This window comes from Escherichia sp. KTE172, assembly GCF_000408845.1.
Taxonomy (GTDB): Bacteria; Pseudomonadota; Gammaproteobacteria; order Enterobacterales; family Enterobacteriaceae; genus Escherichia; species Escherichia coli.
Genome location: NZ_KE137316.1, coordinates 839,532 through 865,858 on the forward strand (window position 1 = coordinate 839,532; position 26,327 = coordinate 865,858).

Genomic DNA, 26,327 nt, shown 5'->3' on the forward strand with positions numbered 1-26,327 from the left:
CACCTATCATAGACAGGTGCCATCGGCCATTTTAAAGGGAGTTTGTATGGTAAGCGCGCTGTATGCCGTTTTAAGTGCGTTGTTATTAATGAAGTTCTCTTTTGATGTCGTTCGCCTGCGAATGCAGTACCGCGTTGCCTATGGTGACGGTGGTTTTAGCGAACTGCAAAGCGCTATTCGCATTCATGGTAACGCGGTGGAATATATTCCCATCGCGATTGTGCTGATGCTGTTTATGGAAATGAATGGCGCAGAAACCTGGATGGTGCATATTTGCGGCATCGTTTTGCTTGCTGGTCGTCTGATGCATTATTACGGTTTTCATCACCGTCTGTTCCGCTGGCGACGTTCCGGCATGAGCGCCACATGGTGTGCGCTGTTGCTGATGGTGCTGGCGAATCTTTGGTATATGCCCTGGGAGTTGGTTTTCTCCCTGCGTTAGCGCACAATACGCCACTTTCTTTTTCCCGGATTTTTACGTTATGTCTCACCGCGACACGCTATTTTCTGCCCCTATCGCCAGACTGGGTGACTGGACCTTTGATGAACGGGTAGCTGAAGTCTTCCCGGATATGATCCAGCGTTCCGTTCCCGGTTATTCCAATATTATTTCCATGATTGGTATGTTAGCCGAGCGCTTCGTTCAACCTGGTACGCAGGTTTACGATCTGGGTTGTTCTCTGGGCGCGGCGACGCTCTCGGTGCGTCGCAACATTCATCATGATAATTGCAAAATTATTGCCATCGACAACTCTCCGGCGATGATTGAACGCTGCCGTCGTCATATTGACGCCTATAAAGCCCCTACGCCAGTAGACGTTATTGAAGGTGATATTCGCAATATCGCCATTGAAAACGCATCGATGGTGGTGCTGAATTTTACCCTGCAATTCCTGGAACCTTCCGAGCGTCAGGCGTTACTGGATAAAATTTATCAAGGGCTGAACCCGGGCGGTGCGCTGGTGCTTTCGGAAAAATTCAGTTTCGAAGATGCCAAAGTTGGTGAATTGCTGTTCAACATGCACCACGACTTTAAACGTGCTAACGGTTACAGCGAACTGGAGATCAGCCAGAAGCGCAGCATGCTGGAAAACGTGATGCTAACCGATTCTGTGGAAACCCATAAAGCACGCCTGCATCAAGCTGGTTTTGAGCATAGCGAGCTGTGGTTCCAGTGCTTTAACTTTGGTTCCCTGGTGGCATTAAAAGCAGAGGACGCTGCATGATCGACTTTGGTAACTTTTATTCTCTGATTGCCAAAAATCATCTTTCACACTGGCTGGAAACGCTGCCCGCGCAGATTGCTAACTGGCAGCGCGAGCAGCAGCACGGGCTGTTTAAGCAGTGGTCCAACGCGGTGGAATTTCTGCCTGAAATTAAACCGTATCGTCTGGATTTATTGCATAGCGTAACCGCCGAAAGCGAAGAGCCACTGAGCGCCGGGCAAATTAAACGCATTGAAACGCTGATGCGCAACCTGATGCCGTGGCGCAAAGGGCCGTTCTCACTGTATGGCGTCAACATCGATACCGAATGGCGTTCCGACTGGAAATGGGATCGCGTTCTGCCCCATCTTTCTGATTTAACCGGGCGCACCATTCTTGATGTCGGCTGTGGCAGCGGTTATCACATGTGGCGCATGATTGGCGCAGGCGCACATCTGGCGGTGGGGATCGACCCTACGCAACTGTTTCTGTGCCAGTTTGAAGCAGTGCGTAAATTGTTAGGTAACGATCAACGTGCGCATCTGCTGCCGTTAGGCATTGAACAACTTCCGGCACTGAAAGCCTTTGATACCGTCTTTTCGATGGGCGTGCTTTATCATCGTCGTTCACCGCTGGAGCATCTCTGGCAGTTGAAAGATCAACTGGTCAATGAAGGTGAACTGGTGCTTGAAACGCTGGTTATTGATGGTGATGAGAACACGGTGCTGGTGCCGGGCGATCGTTACGCGCAAATGCGTAATGTCTATTTCATCCCTTCCGCGCTGGCGCTGAAAAACTGGCTGAAGAAGTGTGGTTTTGTTGATATTCGCATTGCGGATGTGAGCGTTACCACTACAGAAGAACAGCGACGCACCGAATGGATGGTTACTGAATCGCTGGCCGATTTCCTCGACCCACATGATCCGGGTAAAACGGTGGAAGGTTATCCTGCGCCTAAACGCGCGGTGCTGATTGCGCGTAAGCCGTAAAGATTAGCGCCCGTTTCCGGGCGCTTTTCACGTCTTATGCCTGAACAGCTGGCTGATCAAACGCCGTTAACTTCGGCGCATTGCTCGTATATTTTTCGATATACACCAGCGCAGAGTTACCGGCACAGGCATTTGCCAGCTGAGAGCTGGGGATATCCGCCGTTAACACGTTCGCACTGCCGTTTTTACACAAGCCATTTTCCAGATCTGGCCATGCACCTTCATGCACGCATACCACGCCTTTTTTGATCCCGTCAGTCACCACCGCGCCTGTCAGAATCTGACCACGTTTGTTCCAGACACGCACCAGATCGCCATTCGCAATACCAAAGCGAGCAGCATCTTCGGTGTGAATAGTGATCGGTTCACGATCGGCAACCGCATATTTTTTACGCAGTTCCGCATAGTTAAGCTGACTGTGTAAACGATGTGCCGGATGTGCGGTCAGAAGCTGCAACTGCTTCTCGTCGGCGGTACCCTTCCACTCATCAGGCGCAAGCCAGGTTGGGTGTGCCGGGCAATCCTTATAGCCAAATTTTTCCAGCGTTTTGGAGTAAATCTCAATTTTGCCGCTTGGCGTACCCAGCGCATTTTTCACCGGATCGGCGCGGAAATCACCATAACGAACGTACTGTTCGTTCTTCTCGCTGCGGCGCATTTCGATCAGTTTATTTTGCTGCCAGAAGGCATTAAACATCGGCATAGTCACGCGTTGCGCACGGGCACCTTTCTGAGCGGCATCATAGAAAAATTTCAGCCACGCCATCTCATCTTTACCTTCGGTATAGATCTCTTTTCCGCCAGGTTTCAGTAATTCAGCAAGATCGGCAAACACGTCAAAATCGTTACGCGCTTCAAATTGCGCAGCGACAGCCTGCTTCATCGGTACAATATGCTGGTTGCTGTAATCACCGGTCATCGTCAAGTCATTGCGCTCAAACGATGTGGTGATCGGTAATACGATATCTGCATGTTTAGCAGCTGCGGTCCAGTAGCATTCAGAAACGACGATCATCTCCGGTTTCTGCCATGCTTTAATCAGACGATTAGTATCCTGGTGATGGGTAAAGTTCCCGCCACCCGCCCACCAGATCATTTTGATATTCGGATACGTTTGTTCTTTACCGTTATGCTGATATTTGCCGCCAGGATTTTCCAGCGCATCGACGATACGGGCAACAGGAATCGCCGTCATTCCGCCATCATCAGCGGCCTCGCTGGCCTGTCCGGCAATCGCCGCAGACATTTCCGGCAGCACGCCGCCAACACGCGTCGGGTTGCCACCATTGGAGTAATGATAAGAGAAACCAAAACCGCCGCCCGGTGTACCAATCTGCCCTAACATCGCCGCCAGCGTCACCAGCATCCAGTGTTTCTGTTCACCATATTGCTGGCGCTGAATTCCCCAGCCTGCCATCAGCATTGTGCGATTCGCCGCCATCAGTTCAGCGAGTTTGACTATCTGCGCTTCCGGTACGCCAGAAATTTCCGCCGCCCAGGCCGCGCTCTTCGGTGTATTATCGCTCTTACCTGTCAGATACTCTTCAAACTGCGGATATCCGGTAGTGTATTTTTCAAGGAACACTTTATCGTGTTTGCCTTGTGTCATCAGGGTATGCGCAATCCCTAACATCAGTGCCACGTCGGTGCCCATATTCGGCGCGATCCAGGTGGCATTATCGCCAAAGAATTCGATGGTTTCGGAGCGGATAGGATCAATGGCAATCACGGGTTTGCCAGATTTTTTCAGCTGATGGAAGTATTCCAGCCCTTGCTCATCGGTACTGCTCCAGGCAATTTTTAAGGTATTCAGCGGGTTCATCCCCCACAGCACCACAACCTGGCTGTTTTCCAGAATCAGCGGCCAGGAGGTCTGCTGTTCATACACCTCTACAGAACCGACCACATGCGGCATGATCACCTGTGCCGCCCCGGTTGAATAATCGCCGCTATGCCCGGAATAACCGCCCGCAAGGTTCATATAACGTTGCAGTAAGGTTTGCGCTTTATGCAACACGCCAGAAGATCGCCAGCCGTAAGATCCGGCAAAAATGGCCGATGGTCCGTTAGCTTTACGAATACGATCGTGTTGCTCATGAATCAGTTTTAATGCTTGTTCCCAGCTCACCTGTACATAGGTATCTTCGCCACGACCTTTTGCCGGTTGCAGTGGATTATCGAGATAGCTTTTTCTCACCATCGGATGCTGAATACGCGCCGTGGTGTGTACCTGATCCGCCGCCGTAGACTGTAAGGAGTTCGGTATGGTTTTCGCCAGCGCGCCTGTCGAAGAAACAATCTTGCCGTCCTTCACTTCTACGTTCATCGCTCCCCAACGTCCCGCGGTGAGGATTTTACCGCCCTTCTCTTCTGCCCATGCGGGTAGCGGTGCAGCCGATGTCACCACCAGCGCCCCAGCGGCAATACCGCTGTGTTTAATAAATTCACGTCTTGTTAATGTCATAACTTCCTCCCTGATCAACGAGGATCACTGTTTTTCGCTAATATCTTTGGCGTTGTACTGGAAGTACCGCGTCAAAATGTCCAGTTCATTTTCGCTCATGCTGGTTCGCGCCCCCATTCCTTTGGCAATGGACGGCCAGGCATTGACGGTGTAATGGTCAGCGGCAATAGGCGCATGGCAACCAGCGCAATAGGTATCGTCAAGTTTTTCAGCGTATTGCCATAGCGGTTTACGGTCCGCTAATGCGGGATCGGTAAGCACACCCTGTATAGACGCCTGACGCCATTGATTGCCGTACTCGTCAGCCTGCCATTCCCCGTTTACCGTCAGCGCCTTGATACCTTCTTCACTTAATGTGGCTAGCGCCAGCCGTTGACCTGCCGCCAGGTAGAGCGTGTTTTCACTGCCCTGCATTTGATAACCCTGCAACAGAACGATCGGCTGTTTGCCACTGGCATCAACGACGGTGAGATCGGTACCAGGATTCACAGTGGCCAGTTCGCCTATGCGGGAAGGTTTGAAAGGATAAATATGTGCGCCATTGGTAACTGAAGTAGCGGCCTGACTTTCCAGCTCATGCGCCGCGTTGTCATCCATTTTTATTTCTGGTGGAAAATGGGCAATGCCTTTATGACAATCGATACAGGTTTCGCCGTCCTTTTGCGCTTTGGTATGCATTTTCTGCGCAGATTCACTTTGCGAGGCAATATCCATGGCATCAAAAGAATGGCAACTACGACACGTTGCAGAATCAGTTGCTTTTAATTCTTTCCATACTGTTTCGGCCATTTCCTGACGATGCGCTTCGAATTTATCGTCACTGTCTATTTTGCCGCTAACAAATTCATGATAAATATCTTTAGAAGCTTTTAATTTAGCAAATAAATAATCCATCCCTGACTTTGGAATATGGCAATCGGCACATTCCGCACGTATCCCTTTCTGGTTCGAAAAGTGGACAGTTCCCTGATATTCCTCAAAAGGTTTACTCATCGAGTGGCAGGAAAGGCAAAATGCTGTATCCGACGTTTTATGTAAGGCTTTTTGCGCCAGCAATAACCCGCCGCCACCAACCACAACCGCTATCAGCAAAAACATTAACCCAATGCGTTTTTTCCCTCGCATAGATTCCTCTAATTAATTCCAGAACACCGAAATCATTGTATAATTAAATATACAACGAATTGACCGCTTGCATAATTCGGCACAACACTGCCTGAAATAATCGATAAAGAATATGATTTATTACAATGTAATCATTAATTGCTAAAGAATAACCCAGTTGTTATTTAGAATATATATTTGTCAGTTTTAGTAATTTAAATTACATAATTAATATGAATGTATAAAAATTTTTAGCACAACGCTATGCGCACTGTCACGCGCTCAACTGATCACCGAAATCGTTCGTTTTTTATACTTCTCGGGGATAAAAAAAGGCCCCTGTTGAAATTGCAGGGGCCTGGTACGAGCAAGCATCATATTGGGCGACATGATGCAACGGTAAAAATCATTTGGCCTGATGGCGTTCAATGATTCCTTTCATTTCAGCAACCGCCGCCCCGTCGACGACATAACGCGAATACTCGTCCGCGTGTGCATCTGATGACATGGACAATCCTTGATTACGATAACGCATTGGTGAGGCTTGCCACGCTCCCGCGGAGCTATGGACTTCCAGCACTCCGGCATCGAGGAAGTGGTGCAGGTTTTCTGCACGGACTCCTGCTCCGGCCATAATGATTGGAGCATCACCATGGGCAATAAGTTCCATAATTTTTGATAAACCTTGCAGTGCGTCTGATTTTTGCCCTGATGTCAGTACCCGAGCAACGCCAAATTCCGCAAGATTATTGAGTGTATTTAAAGGGTTAGCGCACATATCGAAGGCGCGATGAAAAGTCACTGCCAGCGGACCGGCAGCAGCCATTATTTTTTCCATTCGTGGCATATCGACATTCCCGTCAACATCGAGAACGCCCGTCACCAGTCCAGGAAAACCTAATTCGCGGACTGTGCGCACATCCTCAAGAATGGCGGCAAATTCACCGTCGCTGTAGCAAAAATCACCACCGCGTGGGCGGATAATCGGATGCACAGGGATCGTCACCCGCTGGCGCACGGATTTCAGTACCCCCAACGACGGCGTTAAGCCCCCCTCTTTTGGGGCTGCGCATAATTCAACTCTGTCTGCGCCGTTTTGCTGCGCCGTTAGCGCGCATTCCATGCTGTAACAGCAAATTTCCAGTAATGCCATTTTTGCTCCTTAATTACGCCGACTGCTCGCTGGCAACGATCTCTTCAATGGACCACGGATGAAATTTAATGGTCGTTTTGCCATCGGTGACCGCCAGCGTCGGATTCGGTAATCGCTCATGCTCACCTTTTGGCGAACTGGTTTTCACTGAGATCCCCGGCAGGCTGAGTCCTTCATCAGAAAGCAATGCCAGCGCACGGGCATTCAGCGTTTCTGGATCGCCCGGCAGAACGATTTCAATATGTTCCCAACCTTCGTGCGGGTAACGTTTTTCCCCGGGCCACGGTAGCTCCACAATGGAAAACTGCCAGTGCGCAACCTGTACCGGTTCATGCAATTTAAACAGACAAATCGGCCTGCCATTGATCATATTTTCTGACAAAAGCTCGCCGCACTGTTCAAACCCGCGACGCCAGCGTTCAGCGGTGACGTTTTGATGGCAACGCAAGGAAATGTGATCGGCAGTCAGCGGAGTGATATCCAACCCCAGACGGCGGGAAAGTTCATCTAATGCGTGGGTAAATCGCGGTAAATCCGATGCAATATCCTGCAGCTCGTCGATAGATTGCCAGTTCGCCATAATCACTCTTCGTCTTTCAGTAAAAGCGTTAATTTACCCTGTTGCCCTGCGCCAACCAACCGCTGATTTCACGCCGCTTCTGATGCAATAGTGAAAACGGCAATACGCCACGCGCACGTTGCTGACGAAAACAGCCATTTGCAGTATACTCCCGCCCTAATTTCTTTAACTGGTGCGGGCAATTTTTGCTCGCTTCATCAATGTAAGGTATTCCGGTGAATATTCAGGCTCTTCTCTCAGAAAAAGTCCGTCAGGCCATGATTGCGGCAGGCGCGCCTGCGGATTGCGAACCGCAGGTTCGTCAGTCAGCAAAAGTTCAGTTCGGCGACTATCAGGCTAACGGCATGATGGCAGTTGCTAAAAAACTGGGTATGGCACCGCGACAATTAGCAGAGCAGGTGCTGACTCATCTGGATCTTAACGGTATCGCCAGCAAAGTTGAGATCGCCGGTCCAGGCTTTATCAACATTTTCCTTGATCCGGCATTCCTGGCTGATCATGTTCAGCAGGCGCTGGCGTCCGATCGTCTCGGTGTTGCTACGCCAGAAAAACAGACCATTGTGGTTGACTACTCTGCGCCAAACGTGGCGAAAGAGATGCATGTCGGTCACCTGCGCTCTACCATTATTGGTGACGCAGCAGTTCGTACTCTGGAGTTCCTCGGTCACAAAGTGATTCGCGCAAACCACGTCGGCGACTGGGGTACTCAGTTCGGTATGCTGATTGCGTGGTTGGAAAAGCAGCAGCAAGAAAACGCCGGTGAAATGGAGCTGGCTGACCTTGAAGGTTTCTACCGCGATGCGAAAAAGCATTACGACGAAGATGAAGAGTTTGCCGAGCGTGCACGTAACTACGTAGTCAAACTGCAAAGCGGTGACGAATATTTCCGCGAGATGTGGCGCAAACTGGTCGACATCACCATGACGCAGAACCAGATCACCTACGATCGTCTCAACGTGACGTTGACCCGCGATGACGTCATGGGTGAAAGTCTCTACAACCCAATGCTGCCGGGTATCGTGGCGGACCTGAAAGCAAAAGGTCTGGCAGTAGAAAGTGAAGGCGCGACCGTCGTATTCCTTGATGAGTTCAAAAACAAGGAAGGCGAACCGATGGGCGTGATCATTCAGAAGAAAGATGGTGGCTATCTCTACACCACCACTGATATCGCCTGTGCGAAATATCGTTATGAAACACTGCATGCCGATCGCGTGCTGTATTACATCGACTCCCGTCAGCATCAACACCTGATGCAGGCGTGGGCTATCGTCCGTAAAGCAGGCTATGTACCGGAATCCGTACCGCTGGAACACCACATGTTCGGCATGATGCTGGGCAAAGACGGCAAACCGTTCAAAACCCGCGCGGGTGGTACAGTGAAACTGGCCGATCTGCTGGATGAAGCCCTGGAACGTGCACGCCGTCTGGTGGCAGAAAAGAACCCGGATATGCCAGCCGACGAGCTGGAAAAACTGGCTAACGCGGTTGGTATTGGTGCGGTGAAATATGCGGATCTCTCCAAAAACCGCACCACGGACTACATCTTCGACTGGGACAACATGCTGGCGTTTGAGGGTAATACCGCGCCATACATGCAGTATGCTTACACGCGTGTATTGTCCGTGTTCCGTAAAGCAGAAATTGACGAAGAGCAACTGGCTGCAGCTCCGGTTATCATCCGTGAAGATCGTGAAGCGCAACTGGCAGCTCGCCTGCTGCAGTTTGAAGAAACCCTCACCGTGGTTGCCCGTGAAGGCACGCCGCATGTGATGTGTGCTTACCTGTACGATCTGGCTGGTCTGTTCTCTGGCTTCTACGAGCACTGCCCGATCCTCAGCGCAGAAAACGAAGAAGTGCGTAACAGCCGTCTGAAACTGGCACAACTGACGGCGAAGACGCTGAAACTGGGTCTGGATACGCTGGGTATTGAGACAGTAGAGCGTATGTAATCGCGTTATACGGCAAAAGCCGATGTCATGGCAGACATCGGCTTTTTTATCATTAACGATAATTCACAATCACTTCATTACGTTGTACTTTCAGCGGCGGAATTAACCGCCCACCGCCAGGCACTTCCCAGATAAATCGTAACGGTTCTATCGCCGGTATACCGGAAAAGGCCACGGTGGTTCCGCTCTGCCCATCTAATTCGACACAACGAGATTGCGAACACAAGCGAACCCGCAATCCTGCAGGTGTCGGACCGATAAGCTGATAACGCCACGCCACCAGCGTCATCAATCCTGCAGCAGGTTGTCGAGTAGAAAGAGGCGCTGACGACATCGACTCACCACGGTGATTCAGCGTAACGCCCACACTACTCGCCTGCCACATCCCCTCCCCGGCGGCTTGCACCAGCAGCGGAAACAATAATATTGCTAATAAGGTTCTCATCATTTACCGCCAATTGTCGCCGTCATGCGGATATGTCGGTTATCAGATAGTTCCAGATTCGACAGCACCACTAACTGCGGCAAGCTGCGGCGCAGGAAGCGAGACAATAATGGTCGCAGCGCGTGGTTCACCAATAAAACTGGCGGCGCACCCAACATCTCCTGACGGGATAGAGCTTCCTGAGTTTGCGCCAGTAAACGATCCGCCAGCCCTGGCTCCAGTCCGCCCCCGCCCTGCAACGCCTGTAGCAACAAACGTTCCAGCGGTGTATCGAGGCCAATAACATGAACTTCATCTTTGCCAGGAAACCACTGCTGGGTAATCGCCCGTCCCAACGCCACGCGCACGACGGCGGTTAATTCATGTGGATCGCTTTGGATGGGCGCATGTTCCGCCAGCGTTTCGAGAATAGTGCGCATATCGCGAATCGGCACTTTTTCATCGAGCAGATTTTGCAGCACTTTATGCAGTGTGGTGAGCGTGACGACGCCAGGAACGAGATCTTCCGTCAGCTTTGGCATCTCCTGGGCGACGCGATCCAGCAACTGTTGCGCCTCCTGACGACCAAACAGCTCTGCGGCATGCTGGCTAATGAGGTGGTTAAGATGCGTTGCCACCACCGTGCTGGCCTCAACCACGGTGTACCCCTGAATCTGCGCCTGTTCTTTAAGCGCACTTTCAATCCAGATAGCATTCAGGCCAAATGCCGGATCGACGGTCGCCTCACCAGGTAACGTCCCGGCAGCGGTACCAGGGTTAATCGCCAACCAACGCCCCGGATAAGCATCACCACTGCCTATCTCCACGCCTTTCATCAAAATGCGATAGCGGGCAGGTTGCAGATCCATATTGTCGCGAATGTGCACCACTGGCGGCAGAACCCCCATCTCCTGGGCAAATTTCTTGCGAATACTGCGTATACGGCCCAGCAACTCACCATCCTGCTGGAAATCGACCATCGGGATCAGGCGATAACCCACTTCCATTCCCAGAGAATCTTCCAGTTGTACATCGTTCCACGTCGCTTCGACAACGGCATTATTCTCTGCCATTTTTACCGGTTTTGGTTCGGCAGGCGCTTTTTGTTCGCGTCCGCGGATCCACCAGGCCAGCCCAAGCAATCCGGCAGTGAACAGCAAAAATACCAGGTTCGGCATTCCAGGCACCAGGCCGAGTAAACCGAGCACGGCGGCGCTTAACAACATAACGCTCGGGTTACTGAAAAGCTGATTCACCATCTGCTCGCCAACATCCTGATCGGTGCTGACACGCGTAACGATGACCCCCGCGGCGGTAGAAATCACCAACGCCGGAATTTGTGCCACCAGACCGTCGCCAATGGTCAATAGCGTATAACTTTCCGCCGCGTGCCCCATGCTCATGCCATGTTGCAGCACGCCGACCAGCAACCCACCGACAACGTTTATGACCATGATGAGGATCCCGGCGATGGCATCGCCGCGAACAAACTTACTTGCCCCGTCCATTGAACCGTAAAAATCGGCTTCCTGAGTCACTTCGGAGCGGCGTTTTTTCGCTTCATCTTCACCAATCAATCCGGCGTTAAGGTCGGCGTCAATCGCCATCTGCTTACCCGGCATACCATCGAGAACAAAGCGCGCCCCCACTTCTGCGATACGCCCGGCACCTTTGGTAATGACCATAAAGTTGATGATCACGAGAATGACGAACACCACGATACCGATAGCGAAATTGCCACCAACGAGGAAGTGACCGAACGCTTCGACCACCTTCCCAGCCGCCGCCGCGCCGGTATGCCCTTCCATCAAAATGATGCGGGTTGAAGCTACGTTAAGTGCCAGACGCAACAACGTGGTAAACAACAGAATCGTCGGAAACGCAGCAAACTCAAGCGTGCGCTGGGTAAACATCGCCACCAGCAACACCATGATCGACAAGGCGATATTAAAGGTAAACAGCAGGTCGAGAATGAATGCAGGCAATGGCAGCACCATCATCGACAAAATCAGCAAGATCAAAATCGGTCCGGCAAGGATCTGCCATTGTGTCGATTTCAGGTTTGCGGGCAGGCGCAGCATCGCGGCCAGATTACTCATGGGTCGGTTTCTCGTTAATAAAATCCAGGGCTTCCGGCACCGGAAGATGAGTAGGTTGTACAGGGCGCTGTCCACCAGCCAGACGCCAGCGTTTCAGTTGCCAGACCCAGGCCAGCACTTCCGCCACTGCGGCGTACAGTTGACCCGGGATTTGTTGACCGATCTCCGCATGTCGATACAGCGCTCGCGCCAGCGGCGGCGCTTCAAGCGTAGGGACGTTATTTTCAGCGCCAATTTCACGAATGCGCAGCGCGACCAGCCCTGCACCTTTAGCGACCACTTTCGGTGCGCTCATTTTGTTTTCGTCATACTGCAACGCTACCGAATAGTGGGTCGGGTTATTGACAATGACATCCGCTTTCGGCACATCGGCCATCATCCGACGCCGTGCAGCCGCTCGCTGCATCTGACGGATCCGCCCTTTAACATGGGGGTCGCCTTCGCTTTGTTTGAACTCATCACGAATATCCTGCCGCGACATTCGCAGCTTTTTCAGGTGGCTGAAGATTTGGAAAAAGACGTCAAATCCCACCATCGGAATAACACCAAGTACCACCAGCAGCGCGCACAGCCCTACCAGATCCATCGCATTACCCATGGCGGTAATAGGAGACTCGGCCATTAAGCGCATCATCTGCGGCCAGTGATGCCAGAGAAAAAATCCCGTCACGCTGCCAACCAGGATGGTTTTCAAAATTGCTTTAAGCAACTCCGCGCCAGTCTGTGCCGAGAACATCCGTTTAATCCCCGGTAGCGGGTTGAGTTTGGAAAACTTCGGCTGCAAGGATTTGCCGCTAAATACCAGCCCTCCCAGCATGACCGGAGAAATGAGCGCCACCAGCACCACGCCGCTAATCAGCGGCAGCAGCGCCAGCATGGCTTCTCTGATCAGCAGAATAATTTGCCCGAGGATCAGATTCGGGTCATTGATGATGCTGTGATCAAAATGCAATCCCGCGGAGAGCATGCCCGACAATCGACGGGCCAGCGACACACCGCCAAACCAGATAACACACACGCCCACTAACAAAATCAGCAGTGACGTTAATTCACGTGAACGCGGGATTTGCCCCTCTTCCCGCGCTTTTTCTAGTCGGTGAGGTGTGGGGGCTTCTGTTTTGTCGTCGCTCTCGTCAGACACGTCGCCAATCCTGGAAAGAGTATTAAGCGTAAATGATGCCAGAGCGCAAAGCGTTCAATGGTTTGAGTAAGGGGCAAAACAGGCGGGATTTAGGGCTTTTGCTGCCACACATCAAGCATAGTATGCGTTTGTCGGATGCGGCGTCATCGCGTTATCCGACCGCCTGATATGACGTAGTCACGCCACATCAGGCAATACAAATCAAAATCCAAGACTATCCAACAAATCGTCCACCTGATCCTGACTGGCTACCACACCGGCTTTGCTGGTATCGACCTGAGGTCCATTAAGCAAACTCTGGTTTTCACGTTTTGGACGCGACTCCTGTTCCGGGATGTTTTCCAACAGCACCATCAACAACTGGCGTTCGATCTCCTGAATGACATCCATCATCCGCTTAATGACCTGTCCGGTGAGATCCTGAAAATCCTGCGCCATCATGATTTCCAGCAGTTGCGCGTTAGTAAAGCTGGTATGCGCGGGGACATCTGCCAGAAATTGCCGCGTATCTGTTACCAGTTCTCGGGCGTCGGCAAGGTCAATCGGATCGGCAAACCAGTCATCCCAACGTTGGGTTAACGCTTTTGCTGATTTCTCCATTTGATCCTGATGCGGTTGTGACGCCTCAACACTGTTCAGCGCCCGCTCCGCAGCCTGGGCGGTCATCTGCACAACATAGTACAAACGATCGCGCGCATCGGGGATGGCTTCCGCCGCTTCGGCAATGGCCTGATCCAGCCCCAGCTCCCGCAAACTGTCGCGCAGCATACGCGTCAGGCTGCCGATGCGCGCAATGATATCGCCAGCTGAATGCTCGTCAGCAGGTTTGATTGATGGTTGCATCATAGTCGCATCCTCACATGCCCAGTTTCTCAAAGATTTTGTTGAGTTTTTCCTCCAGCGTCGCGGCGGTAAATGGCTTCACCACATAGCCACTGGCCCCCGCTTGCGCCGCAGCAATGATGTTCTCTTTCTTCGCTTCTGCAGTCACCATTAACACTGGCAATGCTGACATCGCGCCATCCGCACGAATTGTTTTCAGCAATTCCAGGCCATCCATGTTGGGCATGTTCCAGTCGGAGATAACAAATCCATAACCGCCTGCCTGCAACTTATTGAGAGCGTCGACACCATCTTCCGCTTCCTCAACATTATTGAATCCTAGCTCTTTCAGCAGGTTACGCACTATGCGTCGCATGGTGGAAAAGTCATCCACAACCAAAAATTTAAGTTCTTTATCCGCCATTTCACACTCCTGATTTAAATACGTATCGCCTGTCCGGCACTAATTTTTGCCAACATTTGCTGGCTTACCTGGCTAAGATCGACCACTTCGCAGACACCACCCATATTGATGGCCTCGCGCGGCATGCCGAACACCACGCAACTTGCTTCGTTTTGCGCAAGGGTCCATGCCCCCGCCTGACGCATCGCCAACATTCCCGCCGCACCGTCGTTGCCCATACCGGTCAGGATCACCCCAACCGCATTACGCCCCGCCTGTTTCGCGACAGAATGGAACAACACATCTACCGAAGGCCGATGACGGTTAACCGCCGGGCCATCGTGAATTTTGATTTGGTAATTTGCACCACTACGCGCCAGCTCCATATGCCGATCGCCTGGCGCAATATAGGCATGCCCCGGTAAGACACGTTCTCCGTCTTCGGCTTCTTTAACCCCGATCTGGCAAAGCTTATTAAGTCTGTCGGCAAAAGAGCGGGTGAAACCGGGCGGCATATGCTGGGTAATTAACAGTGCCGGGCTGGAAAGCGGCAACGGTTGCAGTACGTGACGAATTGCCTCAGTTCCACCCGTTGAAGCACCAATCGCAATCAGTTTTTCAGAACTCAACAACGGCCCTGCCTTCAGCGTTGTCGGTGCCGACAATGGCTTATGTGCTGCAAGGCTCGCCTTTGCTGCTGTACGCACCTTTTCAGCAATCATTTCGCTATACGCCAGCATTCCTTCGCGAATACCCAGTTGCGGTTTGGTGACAAAATCTATCGCCCCCAGCTCCAATGCGCGCAGCGTGACTTCTGACCCTTTGCCGGTCAGGGAAGAAACCATCACAACGGGCATTGGGCGCAAACGCATTAATTTTTCGAGGAAATCCAGTCCGTCCATCCGCGGCATTTCAACATCCAGCGTCAATACATCGGGATTGAATTTCTTAATCAAATCCCGCGCAACCAGCGGATCAGGGGCGGTCGCCACCATTTCCATGTCGCTATGGCTGTTGATGATTTCTGTCATGATCTGGCGCATCAGTGCCGAATCATCGACAGATAACACCCTGATTTTGCTCATCGTTAATCCTTACTTAGCGCATACACCGTCTGACCACGCAGCGTGAAGCGGCGCTCAAGGTGGCTAAAGTTTTCAGAGTGACCCGCAAACAGCAATCCGTCGGGTTTAAGGAGCGGAACAAAGCGGCGCAAAATCTCCTGCTGGGTAGTTTGATCGAAGTAGATCATGACGTTACGACAGAAGATCGCATCAAACGGCCCCGGCACGGTGTACTGTTTCGCCAGTAAATTCAGCGGGGCAAAATCAACATAATTCGCCAGTTCCTGACGCACGCGTACCAGCCCTTGATGCGGTCCCGTCCCTCGCATGAAGTACCGCTGCAGTTGCTGCGGCGTCAGGTTTTTCAACTCTTCATGGCGATAAATACCGCTTCTGGCTTTTTCCAGCACTTCGGTGTCAATGTCGCTGGCAAACACTTTCCAGCGTCCGGGCGCGGTGCCCAATGTGTCAGCCAGTGTCATCGCAATGCTGTACGGCTCTTCGCCGGTCGAAGCCGCCGCGCTCCATACGCGATACTCGCCAGAACGACGCCGGGCGTGATCCGCGAGCAGAGGAAAATGATGCGCCTCACGGAAAAATGCCGTCAGATTCGTGGTCAGCGAATTGATAAACGCCTGCCACTCACCGCTGTGCTGGTTAGATTCCAGCAAGTTCAAGTAATGGCCGAAATCCGTCAGTCCCAGCGAACGCAAACGACGAACCAGTCGGTTGTAAACCATGTCGCGTTTATGGTCGGCCAGGACGATCCCGGCTCGTTGATAGATCAATTGACTTATCCGCCGAAAATGCGCGTCGGAAAGCGCCAGGCGCTCGGTCATCTGTAACAATAAAGACGTTTGCCCACAGGGCAGAGATGAAGTCATAGCGCCTTCTCAATCACTTCAGGATACCACTGGCGCAATTTGTAACTGCGCCGACTCATGTCGTGCTACTTCATGTTCTTCAAGGGTAAATACCGCCACACGCGACGAAAGATGGTCGGCCTGATTCGCCAGTTGTTCCGTTGCCACCGCCGCTTCTTCTACCAGCGAGGCGTTCTGCTGTGTCACCTGATCCATCTGGCTGACAGCCTGCGCAACCTGCTCAATCCCCCGCCGTTGTTCTTCCGACGCCGAAGCAATTTCTCCCATAATGTCGTTCACGCGGGTTACCGAACTGACAATATCAGTCATGGTCGCGGCGGCGTTATTCACCAGTTTCGAACCCTGCTGGACACGATTGACTGACTCTTCGATCAGCCCTTTGATCTCTTTTGCTGCCTGCGCGCTACGGCTGGCAAGATTGCGCACTTCACCTGCCACTACCGCAAAACCACGCCCCTGCTCTCCGGCGCGAGCCGCTTCCAGTGCCGCATTCAGGGCCAGAATATTGGTCTGGAAAGCAATGCCGTCGATAACGCTGATAATGTCGCCTATTTTTTGCGAGCTGGTGGCGATCTCCTGCATGGTGTGAGTCATGGTACTGACCTGAACACCGCCCGCCTGCGCCGTTGTCGCGGCATTTTTTGCCAGTTCCGACGCCTGGCGCGCGTTATCGGCGTTTTGCCCTACCGTGGCGGTTAATTGCTCCATACTGGCGGCCGTTTGTGCCAGCGATGCCGCCTGCTGTTCGGTACGACTTGAGAGATCATTATTGCCTGCGACAATCTCCGCGATACCAATGTGCATCTCCTGGCTTCCCTTACGCACATCACTTACCGTCCCACGCAAAGCCTGCTGCATGGTCTTCAGACTGGCAAAAATGGCGGTGATCTCATTGCGACCATACACCGCAATCGGACGCGCCAGATTACCCGCAGCAATGCTGTCAAAATGGCTACCGATGATGGCCAGTGGTTGAACAATCATCTTGCGCGTCCACCACAGTGCACTGCTGATGTAGAGCGCTGCAACAATAATCATGCTGATAAACACCAGCGCCGAAATGTGATAGTTACGCTGGCTTTGCGCACTGGCAGCTTCCAGCACATGGTTGATCTCCAGCTGCCAGGCCTCAAAGTTAACGTCAAACGCATTCTGTGATTCCTGCACCGGCGCAGTGAGGAAATCCGAAAGTTGATTACTTTCAAGCCAGGTCGCCTGATGTTCGAGATCGTTGTGCCAGCGGGCAAAACTTTTCTCCGTCTCTTTTTGCAACGCCCTGACGTGCTCATTGCCCGCAGTCATCGCCATAAAACTATTAAACAGCGTGGTGGATTGCGTCAGACTGGCGCGCGCCGTCGTCATCAACGTTTTAATGTCATCCGCCGGATAGCTAAGCGCTGTCAGAGTGCCTGCTTTGTTCAGCGCGGTACTGGCCTGTAACATTACTGCCCGAGTTTGCGCTAATGCCGCACGTTGCTGATTGCTCTGCTCGACCTGATTCAGTCGTTGCAAATCGTCGCGAAATGCCCAAAAAGACATGCCGTTACTGCCAATCTGCAAGATCCCGCAGAGAATCAAAATTAAAAACAGCGTGGTCGAAATTCGAATACGATTAAACATCAACGCTCCCCATCAGGCGGCAATGACCGCGTTAGTAAATACTCGTCAAAATGTTTCCCAGTTTGGATCTTGTTCAGTAATTCGCAGTCGTGGCTGTGCCGGTGGTTGCTCACTGGCAGGACGGGATGGTGTTTGCGGTTTATTGGTGAGTGGGCTGGCTGCCAGACGAAACGCGGAAACCGCTTGCGTTAAACGACTGGCCTGTTCTTCCAGCGCAGCTGCGGCGGCAGCTGATTCCTGCACCAGCGATGCGTTCTGTTGCGTGACGCGATCCATTTCCGAAACCGCCAATGCGACTTGATCGATGCCACGGCTCTGTTCATCCGATGCCGATGCAATCTCGCCCATAATGTCAGTCACGCGAGTGACAGCATTGACGATATTGTTCATTGTTTCCCCGGCGCTTTCGACCAGCACCGAACCGGTATCAACGCGCGAGACGGAGTCTTCAATGAGGGCTTTGATCTCTTTTGCCGCCTGGGCGCTGCGACTGGCAAGATTACGCACTTCGCCCGCCACCACGGCAAAACCACGGCCCTGTTCACCCGCACGCGCGGCTTCAACAGCGGCATTCAACGCGAGGATATTAGTCTGGAAGGCAATACCATCGATAACGCTGATAATGTCGGCAATTTTCTTCGAACTATCGGCGATCTCATGCATCGTTTTCACTACACCATCCACTACTTTTCCGCCGTGCTGGGCAGTATCGGAGGCACTTTGCGCCAGTTGCGAGGCCTGGCGGGCGTTATCGGCGTTTTGCTTCACTGTCGCGGTGAGCTGCTCCATGCTGGCGGCAGTTTCTTCCAGCGCAGATGCCTGCTGTTCAGTACGGGAGGAAAGATCGGTGTTGCCCGCCGCAATTTCACGGGTACCGGCATAGATGGCATCTGAACCTTCACGCACATGAGTGACGGTGTCAGTCAAAGAGCGTTGCATATGTGAAACGCTCTGCGCCAGGTCGCCCATTTCACTGCGCCCGTCAATGGTCAGGGTATTCGCCAGGTTACCACTGGCGATTTCGCGAATGTGAGCAATAATTTTTGCCAGCGGTGTAAGCAACATACGGCGAATGCCGTACCACGCCACCAGCAGAATCAATACCACCACCAGCGCGATAACCGCCAGTTGCCACTGGGCAAATCGGTAATCATCTGCGTTGTCAGTGACGATATCGCGATACAGTTTTTCACTGCTGAGGGCGTACTGAGCAAACGCTTCGCCCATTGCATTTTGCATTCCCTGGGTTGGCTGAGCGAAATAAGCTCCAGTATTGCCATAATCAAGATAATCAATCAGTTCAGTTAACGCTGTGTGATAGTTTTTATATTTTTCATCAATATTACGACTGGTAGCGACCATTTCAGGTAACGGTGCCATGCTTTTGAATTTTTTATAATGCGTCGCGGCCTGGGCCAATGTTTTCCTGGCGCTATCGAGCAATTCAACTTTGGCGTTACTTTGTTGATTGGAGGAATCCATCATCATCCGCACCGCTGAACGACTCAGGTTAATGCGCGTTTGCAGCATTAAATCCCAGGTTGACGTCAGCTCGCCCTGCTGTTCCCGTAATTGATTGGAAACCACAAAGCTCTTCTGGCTATGGTGAAGGGAAGAAAAAAACAGACTGCCGGAAATAAGCTGTAACAGTGCGAATACCCCCAGCACCATTACCAACAGCGTGACTACGCGGATACGGTTAATCATAAGGCACCTTCCTGAAAACAAGTTGATCTCGTTATCGGCAAGGAAGGGGGAAACTTTATTGCTGATGCCACCCGCCGCGAAACTGAAATAAAAAACCCGATGCGCAGGTCATCGGGTTCATTGCAATTGAGGAAATCGGGAGAATTACGCCACTTCTGACGCCGCGCTATCTAACAGCGCCATCTCTTCGCTGTTCAGCAGTTTTTCGATGTTCACCAGAATCAACATCCGGTCGCCCAGTGCGCCCAGTCCAGTGAGATATTCTGTTGAAAGCGTCACGGCAAATTCCGGTGCCGGACGAATTTGCTCCGCCGTCAATGAAAGCACGTCTGAAACGCCGTCAACCACGATGCCGACCACCCGCTGTCCGAAATTCAGGACGATAACTACCGTGTTGTCGTTATAGTCCACATCCACCTGGCTGAACTTAATTCGTAAGTCGACAATCGGCACAATAACGCCGCGCAGATTCGTGACGCCTTTGATAAACGCTGGCGTGTTCGCAATCCGTGTTACCTGATCGTAGCCACGGATCTCCTGCACTTTCAGGATATCAATACCGTACTCTTCATCACCAAGGGTAAATACCAGAAATTCCTGGCCTGACGGCTCGCTGGCCAGCTTTGTTACATTCGTCATACCGGTCATATTGTTACCTTTTTACTCATTCAGGCGGCGGTGTTCGCCATACGTTGTTCGCGGTTTATCGCCTGCAAGGCGGAGACATCAACAATCAGTGCCACGCTGCCGTCGCCAAGAATGGTCGCAGCAGAAATGCCGGGGACTTTGCGATAGTTACTTTCAAGGTTTTTAACCACAACCTGGTGTTGACCAATTAATTGATCCACCAGCAAGGCGTAGCGGCGACCGCCACTTTGTAAGATCACCACAATTCCCTGGGTAGCTTCGGTTTTCGCGCCCGCGACGTTGAACACTTTCCACAGTTCGACGATGGGCAGATATTCACCCCGCACTTCCAGCACCCGCTCGCCGCCTGCCAGTGGATGCAGATCGGCTTCACGGGGTTGCAGTGATTCCATAACAGCATTCAGCGGCAGAATGAAAACTTCATCCGCAACGCGTACGGACATGCCGTCGAGGATGGCCAGCGTTAGCGGCAGTAAAATGCGGATCGTAGTGCCAGTATCCTGCTTCGACTGGATTTCGACATGACCGCCCATCTCCTGGATATTACGTTTAACGACGTCCATGCCGACGCCGCGCCCAGAGACGTCGGTGACCTGCTCTGCCGTGGAGAAGCCTGGTGCAAATATCAGCATCGCGACTTCGTCGTCGCTCATGTTTTCGCTGACAGTCAAACCTTGCGAGGCCGCTTTTGCCAGAATTCGCTCACGGTTTAGCCCTGCACCATCGTCGGTCACTTCAATGCAAATGTTGCCGCCCTGATGTTCGGCAGAAAGAATTAAATTTCCGACGCTGTTTTTACCTGCGGCGAGCCGTTTTTCTGGCAGTTCAATACCGTGATCGAGGCTATTGCGTACCAGGTGGGTCAGCGGGTCGATAATGCGTTCTATCAGGCTCTTGTCGAGTTCAGTAGAACTGCCCACCAGCGTCAGTTCTACCTGCTTGCCGAGTTTTCCCGCCAGATCACGCACCAGCCGGGGATAACGGCTAAAGACATATTCCATCGGCATCATGCGAATCGACATCACTGATTCCTGCAAATCACGAGCGTTACGTTGTAACTGCCCCATGCTGGTAATCAAATCACCATGATTAACCGGGTCCAGTTCGCTGGAACGCTGGGCAAGCATGGACTGGGTGATGACCAGCTCGCCGACGAGGTTAATTAATTGATCAACCTTTTCTACCGCTACACGGATGCTGGTGGATTCACTGCTGCGCGTCGTTTTTTCCCGCTCCACGCGACCGGTTGGCGCTTGTTCAGCTGCCAGTTTAAGCACTGGTGGGGGGGATATTTTGGGCGAGACTTCTACTGTTTCAAAGGTAATCTGATCGGCTTCAATCACAAAACAGAGTACCGCTGTGATGTCATCTTCGGCGATGTCGCCCGTTAATATTGCCGAGAGAGAATCCGCCCCTTTCACCACGTCGGTTAACGTTGTCAGATGCCCCAGCTCTTCTTCCAGCAGGTCGACTTCCCCGGCCTTCAGGCGCGAAAGGATAATTCGTCGCGGCGACTGATTGCGGCTCTGCTCATCTTGCGGTTCACTTTTGGCAACCACACTTAATCGGGTCACTGCGGATGGCGTTTCGCCTTTCGCTTCTAATGCCAGTTGACGCAAGGCCTGGCAGATATAATCGAAGCTGGCGGCATCCGGCTCTTGCGACTGTTTATAAGCGTCGAGCTGTTCTTGCATGATGTCCTTCGTTTCCAAAAACAGATTGATAATGTCGGTGTTGAGTTGCATCTCACCTCGTCTGGCTTCGTCGAGCAGGTTTTCCATCAGATGCGTGGTTTCCTGCAAAACGCTGAAGCCAAAGGTTCCTGCCCCTCCTTTGATCGAGTGGGCAGCCCGAAAGATGGCATTCAATTGTTCGGCATCTGGCGCTTCCGGCTGCAAAACCAGCAGATGCTGCTCCATATCAGCCAACAGTTCGTCCGCTTCATCAAAAAATGTCTGATAAAAATCGCTTATATCCATGCTCACGCTGTCACCTCGGTTCGGCTGATGGCATTGTGGGAACACTGACCTGTGGTGCAACCTCAGGTTTTTCCAGGGCGCTTACTGGCTCATTCTGGCTTTCGGCGTTTTCATGCAAAATGGCCTGTTCGGCTTGTTTGTTCAGTACCAGCAGGCTGATGCGACGGTTGACGGCATCATCAGGTCCGCGATCGCTTAAGCGCATCGTTGCCGCCATGCCGACGACACGTAACACTTTGCCGCTATCCAACCCGCCGACCATCAGTTCGCGGCGGGATGCATTGGCCCGATCGGCAGAAAGCTCCCAGTTGCTGTAACCTTTCTCACCGCTGGCGTAGGGAAAATCATCGGTATGACCTGAAAGGCTAATACGGTTGGGAATACCGTTCAGTACAGGCGCGATGGCGCGCAGAATGTCGCGCATATAGGGTTCCACATCGGCACTGCCGGTTCTGAACATCGGGCGATTCTGGCTATCGATGATCTGAATACGTAGACCTTCCTGGACCAGATCGATTTTGAGATGTGGACGTAACGCCCGCAGTTTCGGATCGGACTCTATCAACTGGTCGAGATCGCCACGCAATTTCCGCAATCGACTTTGCTCCATGCGTTTTTTCAGCTCTTCGATGTTCGGCTGCTTATTCACTTCCCCCTGGCTTTGGGTGTAATCATCACCCCCACCGGGAATTGGGCTTTCACTATTAGAAATGCGATCGCCGCCCGTAACCGCAGTCGCCAGTGGAGTCCGGAAGTACTCCGCAATCTGAATCAGCTCTTTTGGGCTGGAGATGGAGATTAGCCACATCACCAGAAAAAAGGCCATCATCGCGGTCATAAAGTCGGCATAAGCAATCTTCCACGATCCATGTGCTGCCCCGTGGCTTTTGGCTTTGCGTCGTTTGACGACAATAATCGGATGCGCTTGATTCTTCATGCTTCCTCGGTTGTCGTCTGTTGTTGCGGATTTTTCACCGCACGCACATGCTCTTCCAGTTCAATAAACGACGGACGTTCGCTGGAATAGAGCGTTTTGCGACCAAACTCAACGGCGATAGGCGGTGCGTAACCGTTCAGATTAGATAGCAGTGTGACTTTGACGCAGTGCATCATTTTGCTGGTTTCGGCGCTTTTCTGACGTAAAACACTCGCTAATGGGGAAATAAATCCGTAAGCCAATAAAATGCCGAGGAAAGTCCCCACCATCGCATGTGCGATAAGCGCCCCCAGCTCGGCGGCAGGACGATCGGCTGAACCTAACGCGTGAACGACCCCCATCACAGCCGCGACAATACCAAACGCCGGAAGTGAGTCCCCGACCAGCGCCAGACTGTTCGCCGGGACTTCTGCTTCGCTTTCGTGCGTCTCAATCTCTTCATCCATCAGGGCTTCGATTTCGAAGGTGTTCATGTGACCGCTGATAATCAGACGCAGATAATCGACGATAAAATCAAGCATGACGCTATCCGCAAGGATGCGTGGGTAGCTGGCGAAGATCTCGCTCTCACGGGGATTTTCAATATCACGTTCCAGCGAAAACATCCCCATCTGCCGCGATTTCGCCATCAACCGATAAAGCAGAGCCAGCAGATCCATATACATTGCTTTGGTGTATTTGGAGCGACGAAACAGCAACGGCAGCGCCTTCAGCGTGCCTTTAATCGCTTTGCCATTATTGCCGACGATAAACGACCCAATCCCTGCACCGGCAATAATCACCAGTTCAGCGGGTTGATAGAGTGCTCCAAGGCTTCCACCGGTCATCAAATAACCGCCGAAAACTGTACCGAGAACAACCAGGTAACCTAATAAGATAAGCACGACATCATCCTTCCACTGTTGACCATGACAGGATGTTCAGTCGTCAGGCGTTAACGCGCGATTGGGGCAAAAAAAAGCAGCGGTACGTCGTTACCGCTGCTGGAATGTTGCGCCACACCGTATAAGTTAAACAGCCTGTACTCTCTGTTCATCCAGCAGTTGTGGGATAATATCGGCAGGATTCTGGGAAAGTTTACGTCTTTTTACTGCCCGGGATGGCGGTTGACATAAGCTGCAGGCAAAGCTGCCAACAGGCTGATGAGCGTGGGTAATAAAATTGCCGCCGCAGCAGTTGCAGCTGGAAAGTTGCAGTAATCCACTTTCAACAAACCGCACCAATGTCCAGGCACGGGTTAATGCCAGCAGCGGTCCTTCTTCTGCTTGCGGGCACTGTTCAAGGTATAAACGGTAGGCTTTGATCACCGCATCGACGCCATTACACAAACCGGTTTTCAGTAAAAACTGCCATGCATTACAGAACATCGAAGCATGAACGTTTTGTTCCCAGGTCATAAACCAGTCGGTTGAGAATGGCAGCATGCCTTTCGGCGGTGGGCTTCCGCGCAGTTCTTTATAAAGTTTTATCAGGCGTCCGCGACTTAACTGTGTTTCGCTTTCCAGCATCTGCAAACGAGCGCCCAGGGTGATCAATTCCATTGCCAGCTGAATATCCCGCGCTTCCTGAACAATGCTTTTTTCACTCATGATCAGGCCCTTTTCTTGCGCAGCGCTTCTTCAGGCTGATTAACATCATTCAGCAAGCGTGTTGAGAGCATGATGCCGGTATGAATTTGCTGGAGATCGTCAACGCGGGAATCTTGCGTCAACTGAGTAATCGTCTGGTGGCTGTCAAAACGGAAGTGACAAACCAGCTGATTGGTTTCTGCCAGCTTAACCATTTGCGGAAGAGTCAGTGCCGCTAATGTTGTCGCCATTTCTTCATTTATGCCGAGACGAAACATAGCGGACGCTTTGTCCTGAACAATCAGACGCTGTGCAAGTAGTAAATATGACAAGTTGATGTCATAAATGTGTTTCAGCAACTCGGAGGTATGCATTATTCCCACCCAGAATAACCAACTTTATTTTTATGCGGTTTCACCGCACCCCGTGATGTCGCCGGGAAGCCCCGGTAAAAAATAATTAGCATTAGAATAGTTGCGATAAGCTGCAATAAGCAGAGCCACCTTTTTGGTTTAATAAGTCCTTACAAATAGAAGGGGGGTCTTTACACTTATCTAAGATTTTTCCTAAATCGACGCAACTGTACTCGTCACTACACGCACATACAACGGAGGGGGGCTGCGATTTTCAATAATGTGTGATGCAGATCACACAAAACACTCAATTACTTAACATAAATGTATAAGTCATACTTTTGTTTTGGGTGTATTTCAATCTGTTAAAAAGTTTTTCGCTACGCTAGCAAGCAAAAATGAAACAGGAATAATCGAAATGGGATGTTGCGCACAGTTAAAATAACTCACCGTAAATAATCATCTGCTATAAATAATCACTTTTATGCAATACCAGATAAGCTATTTTTAAACAGACACTTACCGCACAACAAACTAATTAAATACAAAGAAAGGCAACAATCAACTCAATGTTAATAAAATGTTTTGCATATATTAACCACTTGTTTAATGCGGGGAATCAGTACATTATTTTCTTATAATTACAGTTGAAATCATATGATCACCGAGAGTGATTGATTAATTGTCTTTACTAATAATCAGACTAATATTTACCTGTTTGACTGAGTTGGGATTGCGTCGTTTCTCCATTAGGAGTAAAGCTTTAATGTCACCTGAAGTTCACAGAATAAGGAACAGGTTATGAGCTATAGCAATATTCTTGTCGCCGTTGCGGTTACACCGGAAAGTCTGCAACTGCTGGCAAAAGCGGTATCTATCGCCAGGCCAGTAAAGGGACACATCAGTTTAATTACTCTCGCTTCCGACCCGGAAATGTACAATCAATTAGCTGCGCCGATGCTTGAAGATTTACGCAGCGTGATGCAGGAAGAAACACAAAGCTTTCTTGATAAGTTAATTCAGGATGCGGGGTATCCCGTTGACGAGACGTTTATTGCCTACGGTGAGTTAAGCGAACATATTCTGGAAGTTTGTCGCAAATATCATTTCGATTTGGTGATTTGCGGTAATCACAATCACAGTTTCTTTTCGCGAGCATCCTGCTCGGCGAAAAGAGTTATTGCCTCTAGTGAGGTCGATGTGCTGTTAGTTCCACTTACGGGAGATTAACCGC

At 51.4% G+C, this 26,327-nt stretch carries 24 protein-coding genes; 5 read left to right on the forward strand and 19 right to left on the reverse strand.

Features of this window, described 5'->3' with window-relative positions; all coding sequences use genetic code 11:
• Positions 1 to 46 precede the first annotated feature (46 nt).
• Genes G434_RS19465 through cmoB form a run of 3 tightly spaced genes read left to right on the forward strand, consistent with a single transcriptional unit; the run spans position 47 to position 2,194 of the window.
• Positions 47 to 442 carry an MAPEG family protein gene (locus G434_RS19465; protein WP_000252980.1) on the forward strand — a complete coding sequence of 132 codons (396 nt, stop codon included), beginning with the start codon at positions 47 to 49 and terminating at the stop codon, positions 440 to 442.
• Between the two features lie 40 nt (positions 443 to 482).
• Positions 483 to 1,226, forward strand: coding sequence for a carboxy-S-adenosyl-L-methionine synthase CmoA (cmoA, locus tag G434_RS19460; protein ID WP_000019598.1), 744 nt, complete (start codon positions 483 to 485; stop codon positions 1,224 to 1,226).
• Positions 1,223 to 2,194 carry a tRNA 5-methoxyuridine(34)/uridine 5-oxyacetic acid(34) synthase CmoB gene (cmoB, locus tag G434_RS19455; protein WP_000564725.1) on the forward strand — a complete coding sequence of 324 codons (972 nt, stop codon included), beginning with the start codon at positions 1,223 to 1,225 and terminating at the stop codon, positions 2,192 to 2,194. The genes cmoA and cmoB overlap by 4 nt, the downstream gene beginning before the upstream one ends.
• 34 nt (positions 2,195 to 2,228) lie before the next feature.
• Here cmoB and torZ read toward each other — a convergent pair whose 3' ends face one another.
• The 4 genes from torZ to G434_RS19435 form a co-directional block, all read right to left on the reverse strand.
• Positions 2,229 to 4,658, reverse strand: coding sequence for a trimethylamine N-oxide reductase TorZ (gene torZ, locus G434_RS19450; protein ID WP_000176790.1), 2,430 nt, complete (start codon positions 4,656 to 4,658; stop codon positions 2,229 to 2,231).
• A 24-nt stretch (positions 4,659 to 4,682) separates the two neighbouring features.
• Complete coding sequence (locus G434_RS19445; RefSeq protein WP_001214346.1) at positions 4,683 to 5,783, reverse strand: NapC/NirT family cytochrome c; 1,101 nt, start codon at positions 5,781 to 5,783, stop codon at positions 4,683 to 4,685.
• Positions 5,784 to 6,168: 385 nt separating this feature from the next.
• Positions 6,169 to 6,915 (reverse strand): copper homeostasis protein CutC, encoded by a 747-nt coding sequence (gene cutC, locus G434_RS19440; protein ID WP_001185724.1) that lies wholly within the window; start codon positions 6,913 to 6,915, stop codon positions 6,169 to 6,171.
• A gap of 13 nt (positions 6,916 to 6,928) precedes the next feature.
• On the reverse strand, positions 6,929 to 7,495 hold the full coding sequence (locus tag G434_RS19435; protein ID WP_001304291.1) for a VOC family protein: 567 nt from the start codon (positions 7,493 to 7,495) through the stop codon (positions 6,929 to 6,931).
• A 215-nt stretch (positions 7,496 to 7,710) separates the two neighbouring features.
• On the opposite strand from G434_RS19435, the gene argS reads away from it, so the two are divergent.
• Positions 7,711 to 9,444 (forward strand): arginine--tRNA ligase, encoded by a 1,734-nt coding sequence (gene argS, locus G434_RS19430; protein ID WP_001025308.1) that lies wholly within the window; start codon positions 7,711 to 7,713, stop codon positions 9,442 to 9,444.
• A 52-nt stretch (positions 9,445 to 9,496) separates the two neighbouring features.
• Here the strand turns inward: argS and flhe are convergent, their stop codons facing one another.
• The 15 genes from flhe to flhD all read right to left on the reverse strand — a co-directional run bounded on the left by flhe (position 9,497) and on the right by flhD (position 25,114).
• Positions 9,497 to 9,889, reverse strand: coding sequence for a flagellar protein FlhE (gene flhe, locus G434_RS19425; protein WP_001259587.1), 393 nt, complete (start codon positions 9,887 to 9,889; stop codon positions 9,497 to 9,499).
• Positions 9,889 to 11,967: a flagellar biosynthesis protein FlhA gene (flhA, locus tag G434_RS19420; RefSeq protein WP_000066971.1), complete on the reverse strand. Its 2,079-nt coding sequence runs from the start codon at positions 11,965 to 11,967 to the stop codon at positions 9,889 to 9,891. Before flhA ends, flhe begins: the two co-directional genes overlap by 1 nt.
• Complete coding sequence (gene flhB, locus G434_RS19415) at positions 11,960 to 13,108, reverse strand: flagellar biosynthesis protein FlhB (RefSeq protein WP_001278923.1); 1,149 nt, start codon at positions 13,106 to 13,108, stop codon at positions 11,960 to 11,962. Before flhB ends, flhA begins: the two co-directional genes overlap by 8 nt.
• A gap of 201 nt (positions 13,109 to 13,309) precedes the next feature.
• Positions 13,310 to 13,954 carry a protein phosphatase CheZ gene (cheZ, locus tag G434_RS19410; protein ID WP_000983609.1) on the reverse strand — a complete coding sequence of 215 codons (645 nt, stop codon included), beginning with the start codon at positions 13,952 to 13,954 and terminating at the stop codon, positions 13,310 to 13,312.
• A gap of 10 nt (positions 13,955 to 13,964) precedes the next feature.
• On the reverse strand, positions 13,965 to 14,354 hold the full coding sequence (gene cheY, locus G434_RS19405) for a chemotaxis response regulator CheY (protein WP_000763867.1): 390 nt from the start codon (positions 14,352 to 14,354) through the stop codon (positions 13,965 to 13,967).
• Positions 14,355 to 14,368: 14 nt separating this feature from the next.
• Complete coding sequence (gene cheB, locus G434_RS19400; protein WP_000036371.1) at positions 14,369 to 15,418, reverse strand: protein-glutamate methylesterase/protein glutamine deamidase; 1,050 nt, start codon at positions 15,416 to 15,418, stop codon at positions 14,369 to 14,371.
• Between the two features lie 2 nt (positions 15,419 to 15,420).
• The gene (gene cheR / locus G434_RS19395; protein ID WP_000204341.1) at positions 15,421 to 16,281 is read right to left on the reverse strand and encodes a protein-glutamate O-methyltransferase CheR; all 861 of its coding nucleotides are present in this window, start codon (positions 16,279 to 16,281) and stop codon (positions 15,421 to 15,423) included.
• An 18-nt stretch (positions 16,282 to 16,299) separates the two neighbouring features.
• Positions 16,300 to 17,901, reverse strand: a complete 1,602-nt coding sequence (gene tap, locus G434_RS19390; RefSeq protein WP_000483244.1) for a methyl-accepting chemotaxis protein IV — start codon at positions 17,899 to 17,901, stop codon at positions 16,300 to 16,302.
• 45 nt (positions 17,902 to 17,946) lie between these two features.
• Positions 17,947 to 19,608, reverse strand: a complete 1,662-nt coding sequence (tar, locus tag G434_RS19385; RefSeq protein ID WP_001306742.1) for a methyl-accepting chemotaxis protein II — start codon at positions 19,606 to 19,608, stop codon at positions 17,947 to 17,949.
• Between the two features lie 144 nt (positions 19,609 to 19,752).
• Positions 19,753 to 20,256 carry a chemotaxis protein CheW gene (gene cheW / locus G434_RS19380; protein ID WP_000147301.1) on the reverse strand — a complete coding sequence of 168 codons (504 nt, stop codon included), beginning with the start codon at positions 20,254 to 20,256 and terminating at the stop codon, positions 19,753 to 19,755.
• Positions 20,257 to 20,276: 20 nt separating this feature from the next.
• A complete protein-coding gene (gene cheA, locus G434_RS19375) occupies positions 20,277 to 22,241 on the reverse strand; it encodes a chemotaxis protein CheA (protein WP_001513320.1) in 1,965 nt (654 codons plus the stop codon).
• A gap of 4 nt (positions 22,242 to 22,245) precedes the next feature.
• On the reverse strand, positions 22,246 to 23,172 hold the full coding sequence (gene motB, locus G434_RS19370) for a flagellar motor protein MotB (RefSeq protein ID WP_000795630.1): 927 nt from the start codon (positions 23,170 to 23,172) through the stop codon (positions 22,246 to 22,248).
• Positions 23,169 to 24,056 carry a flagellar motor stator protein MotA gene (gene motA, locus G434_RS19365; RefSeq protein ID WP_000906334.1) on the reverse strand — a complete coding sequence of 296 codons (888 nt, stop codon included), beginning with the start codon at positions 24,054 to 24,056 and terminating at the stop codon, positions 23,169 to 23,171. The genes motB and motA overlap by 4 nt, the downstream gene beginning before the upstream one ends.
• A 126-nt stretch (positions 24,057 to 24,182) precedes the next feature.
• Positions 24,183 to 24,761, reverse strand: coding sequence for a flagellar transcriptional regulator FlhC (gene flhC / locus G434_RS19360; RefSeq protein ID WP_001291603.1), 579 nt, complete (start codon positions 24,759 to 24,761; stop codon positions 24,183 to 24,185).
• Between the two features lie 2 nt (positions 24,762 to 24,763).
• Positions 24,764 to 25,114 carry a flagellar transcriptional regulator FlhD gene (gene flhD / locus G434_RS19355; protein ID WP_001295647.1) on the reverse strand — a complete coding sequence of 117 codons (351 nt, stop codon included), beginning with the start codon at positions 25,112 to 25,114 and terminating at the stop codon, positions 24,764 to 24,766.
• Positions 25,115 to 25,894: 780 nt separating this feature from the next.
• Between flhD and uspC the strand changes: the two genes are divergently transcribed.
• Positions 25,895 to 26,323 carry a universal stress protein UspC gene (uspC, locus tag G434_RS19350; RefSeq protein WP_000122407.1) on the forward strand — a complete coding sequence of 143 codons (429 nt, stop codon included), beginning with the start codon at positions 25,895 to 25,897 and terminating at the stop codon, positions 26,321 to 26,323.
• Positions 26,324 to 26,327 lie beyond the last annotated feature (4 nt).

Excerpts from the sequence above, each read along its gene's own strand:
- tap (WP_000483244.1), bottom strand. The coding sequence starts at position 17,901 with ATGTTTAATCGTATTCGAATTTCGACCACGCTGTTTTTAATTTTGATT.
- torZ (WP_000176790.1), bottom strand. The coding sequence starts at position 4,658 with ATGACATTAACAAGACGTGAATTTATTAAACACAGCGGTATTGCCGCT.
- tar (WP_001306742.1), bottom strand. The coding sequence starts at position 19,608 with ATGATTAACCGTATCCGCGTAGTCACGCTGTTGGTAATGGTGCTGGGG.
- cheR (WP_000204341.1), bottom strand. The coding sequence starts at position 16,281 with ATGACTTCATCTCTGCCCTGTGGGCAAACGTCTTTATTGTTACAGATG.
- cheY (WP_000763867.1), bottom strand. The coding sequence starts at position 14,354 with ATGGCGGATAAAGAACTTAAATTTTTGGTTGTGGATGACTTTTCCACC.
- cmoA (WP_000019598.1), top strand. The coding sequence starts at position 483 with ATGTCTCACCGCGACACGCTATTTTCTGCCCCTATCGCCAGACTGGGT.
- flhe (WP_001259587.1), bottom strand. The coding sequence starts at position 9,889 with ATGAGAACCTTATTAGCAATATTATTGTTTCCGCTGCTGGTGCAAGCC.
- G434_RS19435 (WP_001304291.1), bottom strand. The coding sequence starts at position 7,495 with ATGGCGAACTGGCAATCTATCGACGAGCTGCAGGATATTGCATCGGAT.
- cheB (WP_000036371.1), bottom strand. The coding sequence starts at position 15,418 with ATGAGCAAAATCAGGGTGTTATCTGTCGATGATTCGGCACTGATGCGC.
- G434_RS19465 (WP_000252980.1), top strand. The coding sequence starts at position 47 with ATGGTAAGCGCGCTGTATGCCGTTTTAAGTGCGTTGTTATTAATGAAG.
- motB (WP_000795630.1), bottom strand. The coding sequence starts at position 23,172 with ATGAAGAATCAAGCGCATCCGATTATTGTCGTCAAACGACGCAAAGCC.
- G434_RS19445 (WP_001214346.1), bottom strand. The coding sequence starts at position 5,783 with ATGCGAGGGAAAAAACGCATTGGGTTAATGTTTTTGCTGATAGCGGTT.
- cmoB (WP_000564725.1), top strand. The coding sequence starts at position 1,223 with ATGATCGACTTTGGTAACTTTTATTCTCTGATTGCCAAAAATCATCTT.
- flhA (WP_000066971.1), bottom strand. The coding sequence starts at position 11,967 with ATGAGTAATCTGGCCGCGATGCTGCGCCTGCCCGCAAACCTGAAATCG.
- flhD (WP_001295647.1), bottom strand. The coding sequence starts at position 25,114 with ATGCATACCTCCGAGTTGCTGAAACACATTTATGACATCAACTTGTCA.
- cheZ (WP_000983609.1), bottom strand. The coding sequence starts at position 13,954 with ATGATGCAACCATCAATCAAACCTGCTGACGAGCATTCAGCTGGCGAT.
- uspC (WP_000122407.1), top strand. The coding sequence starts at position 25,895 with ATGAGCTATAGCAATATTCTTGTCGCCGTTGCGGTTACACCGGAAAGT.
- cheW (WP_000147301.1), bottom strand. The coding sequence starts at position 20,256 with ATGACCGGTATGACGAATGTAACAAAGCTGGCCAGCGAGCCGTCAGGC.
- cutC (WP_001185724.1), bottom strand. The coding sequence starts at position 6,915 with ATGGCATTACTGGAAATTTGCTGTTACAGCATGGAATGCGCGCTAACG.
- flhC (WP_001291603.1), bottom strand. The coding sequence starts at position 24,761 with ATGAGTGAAAAAAGCATTGTTCAGGAAGCGCGGGATATTCAGCTGGCA.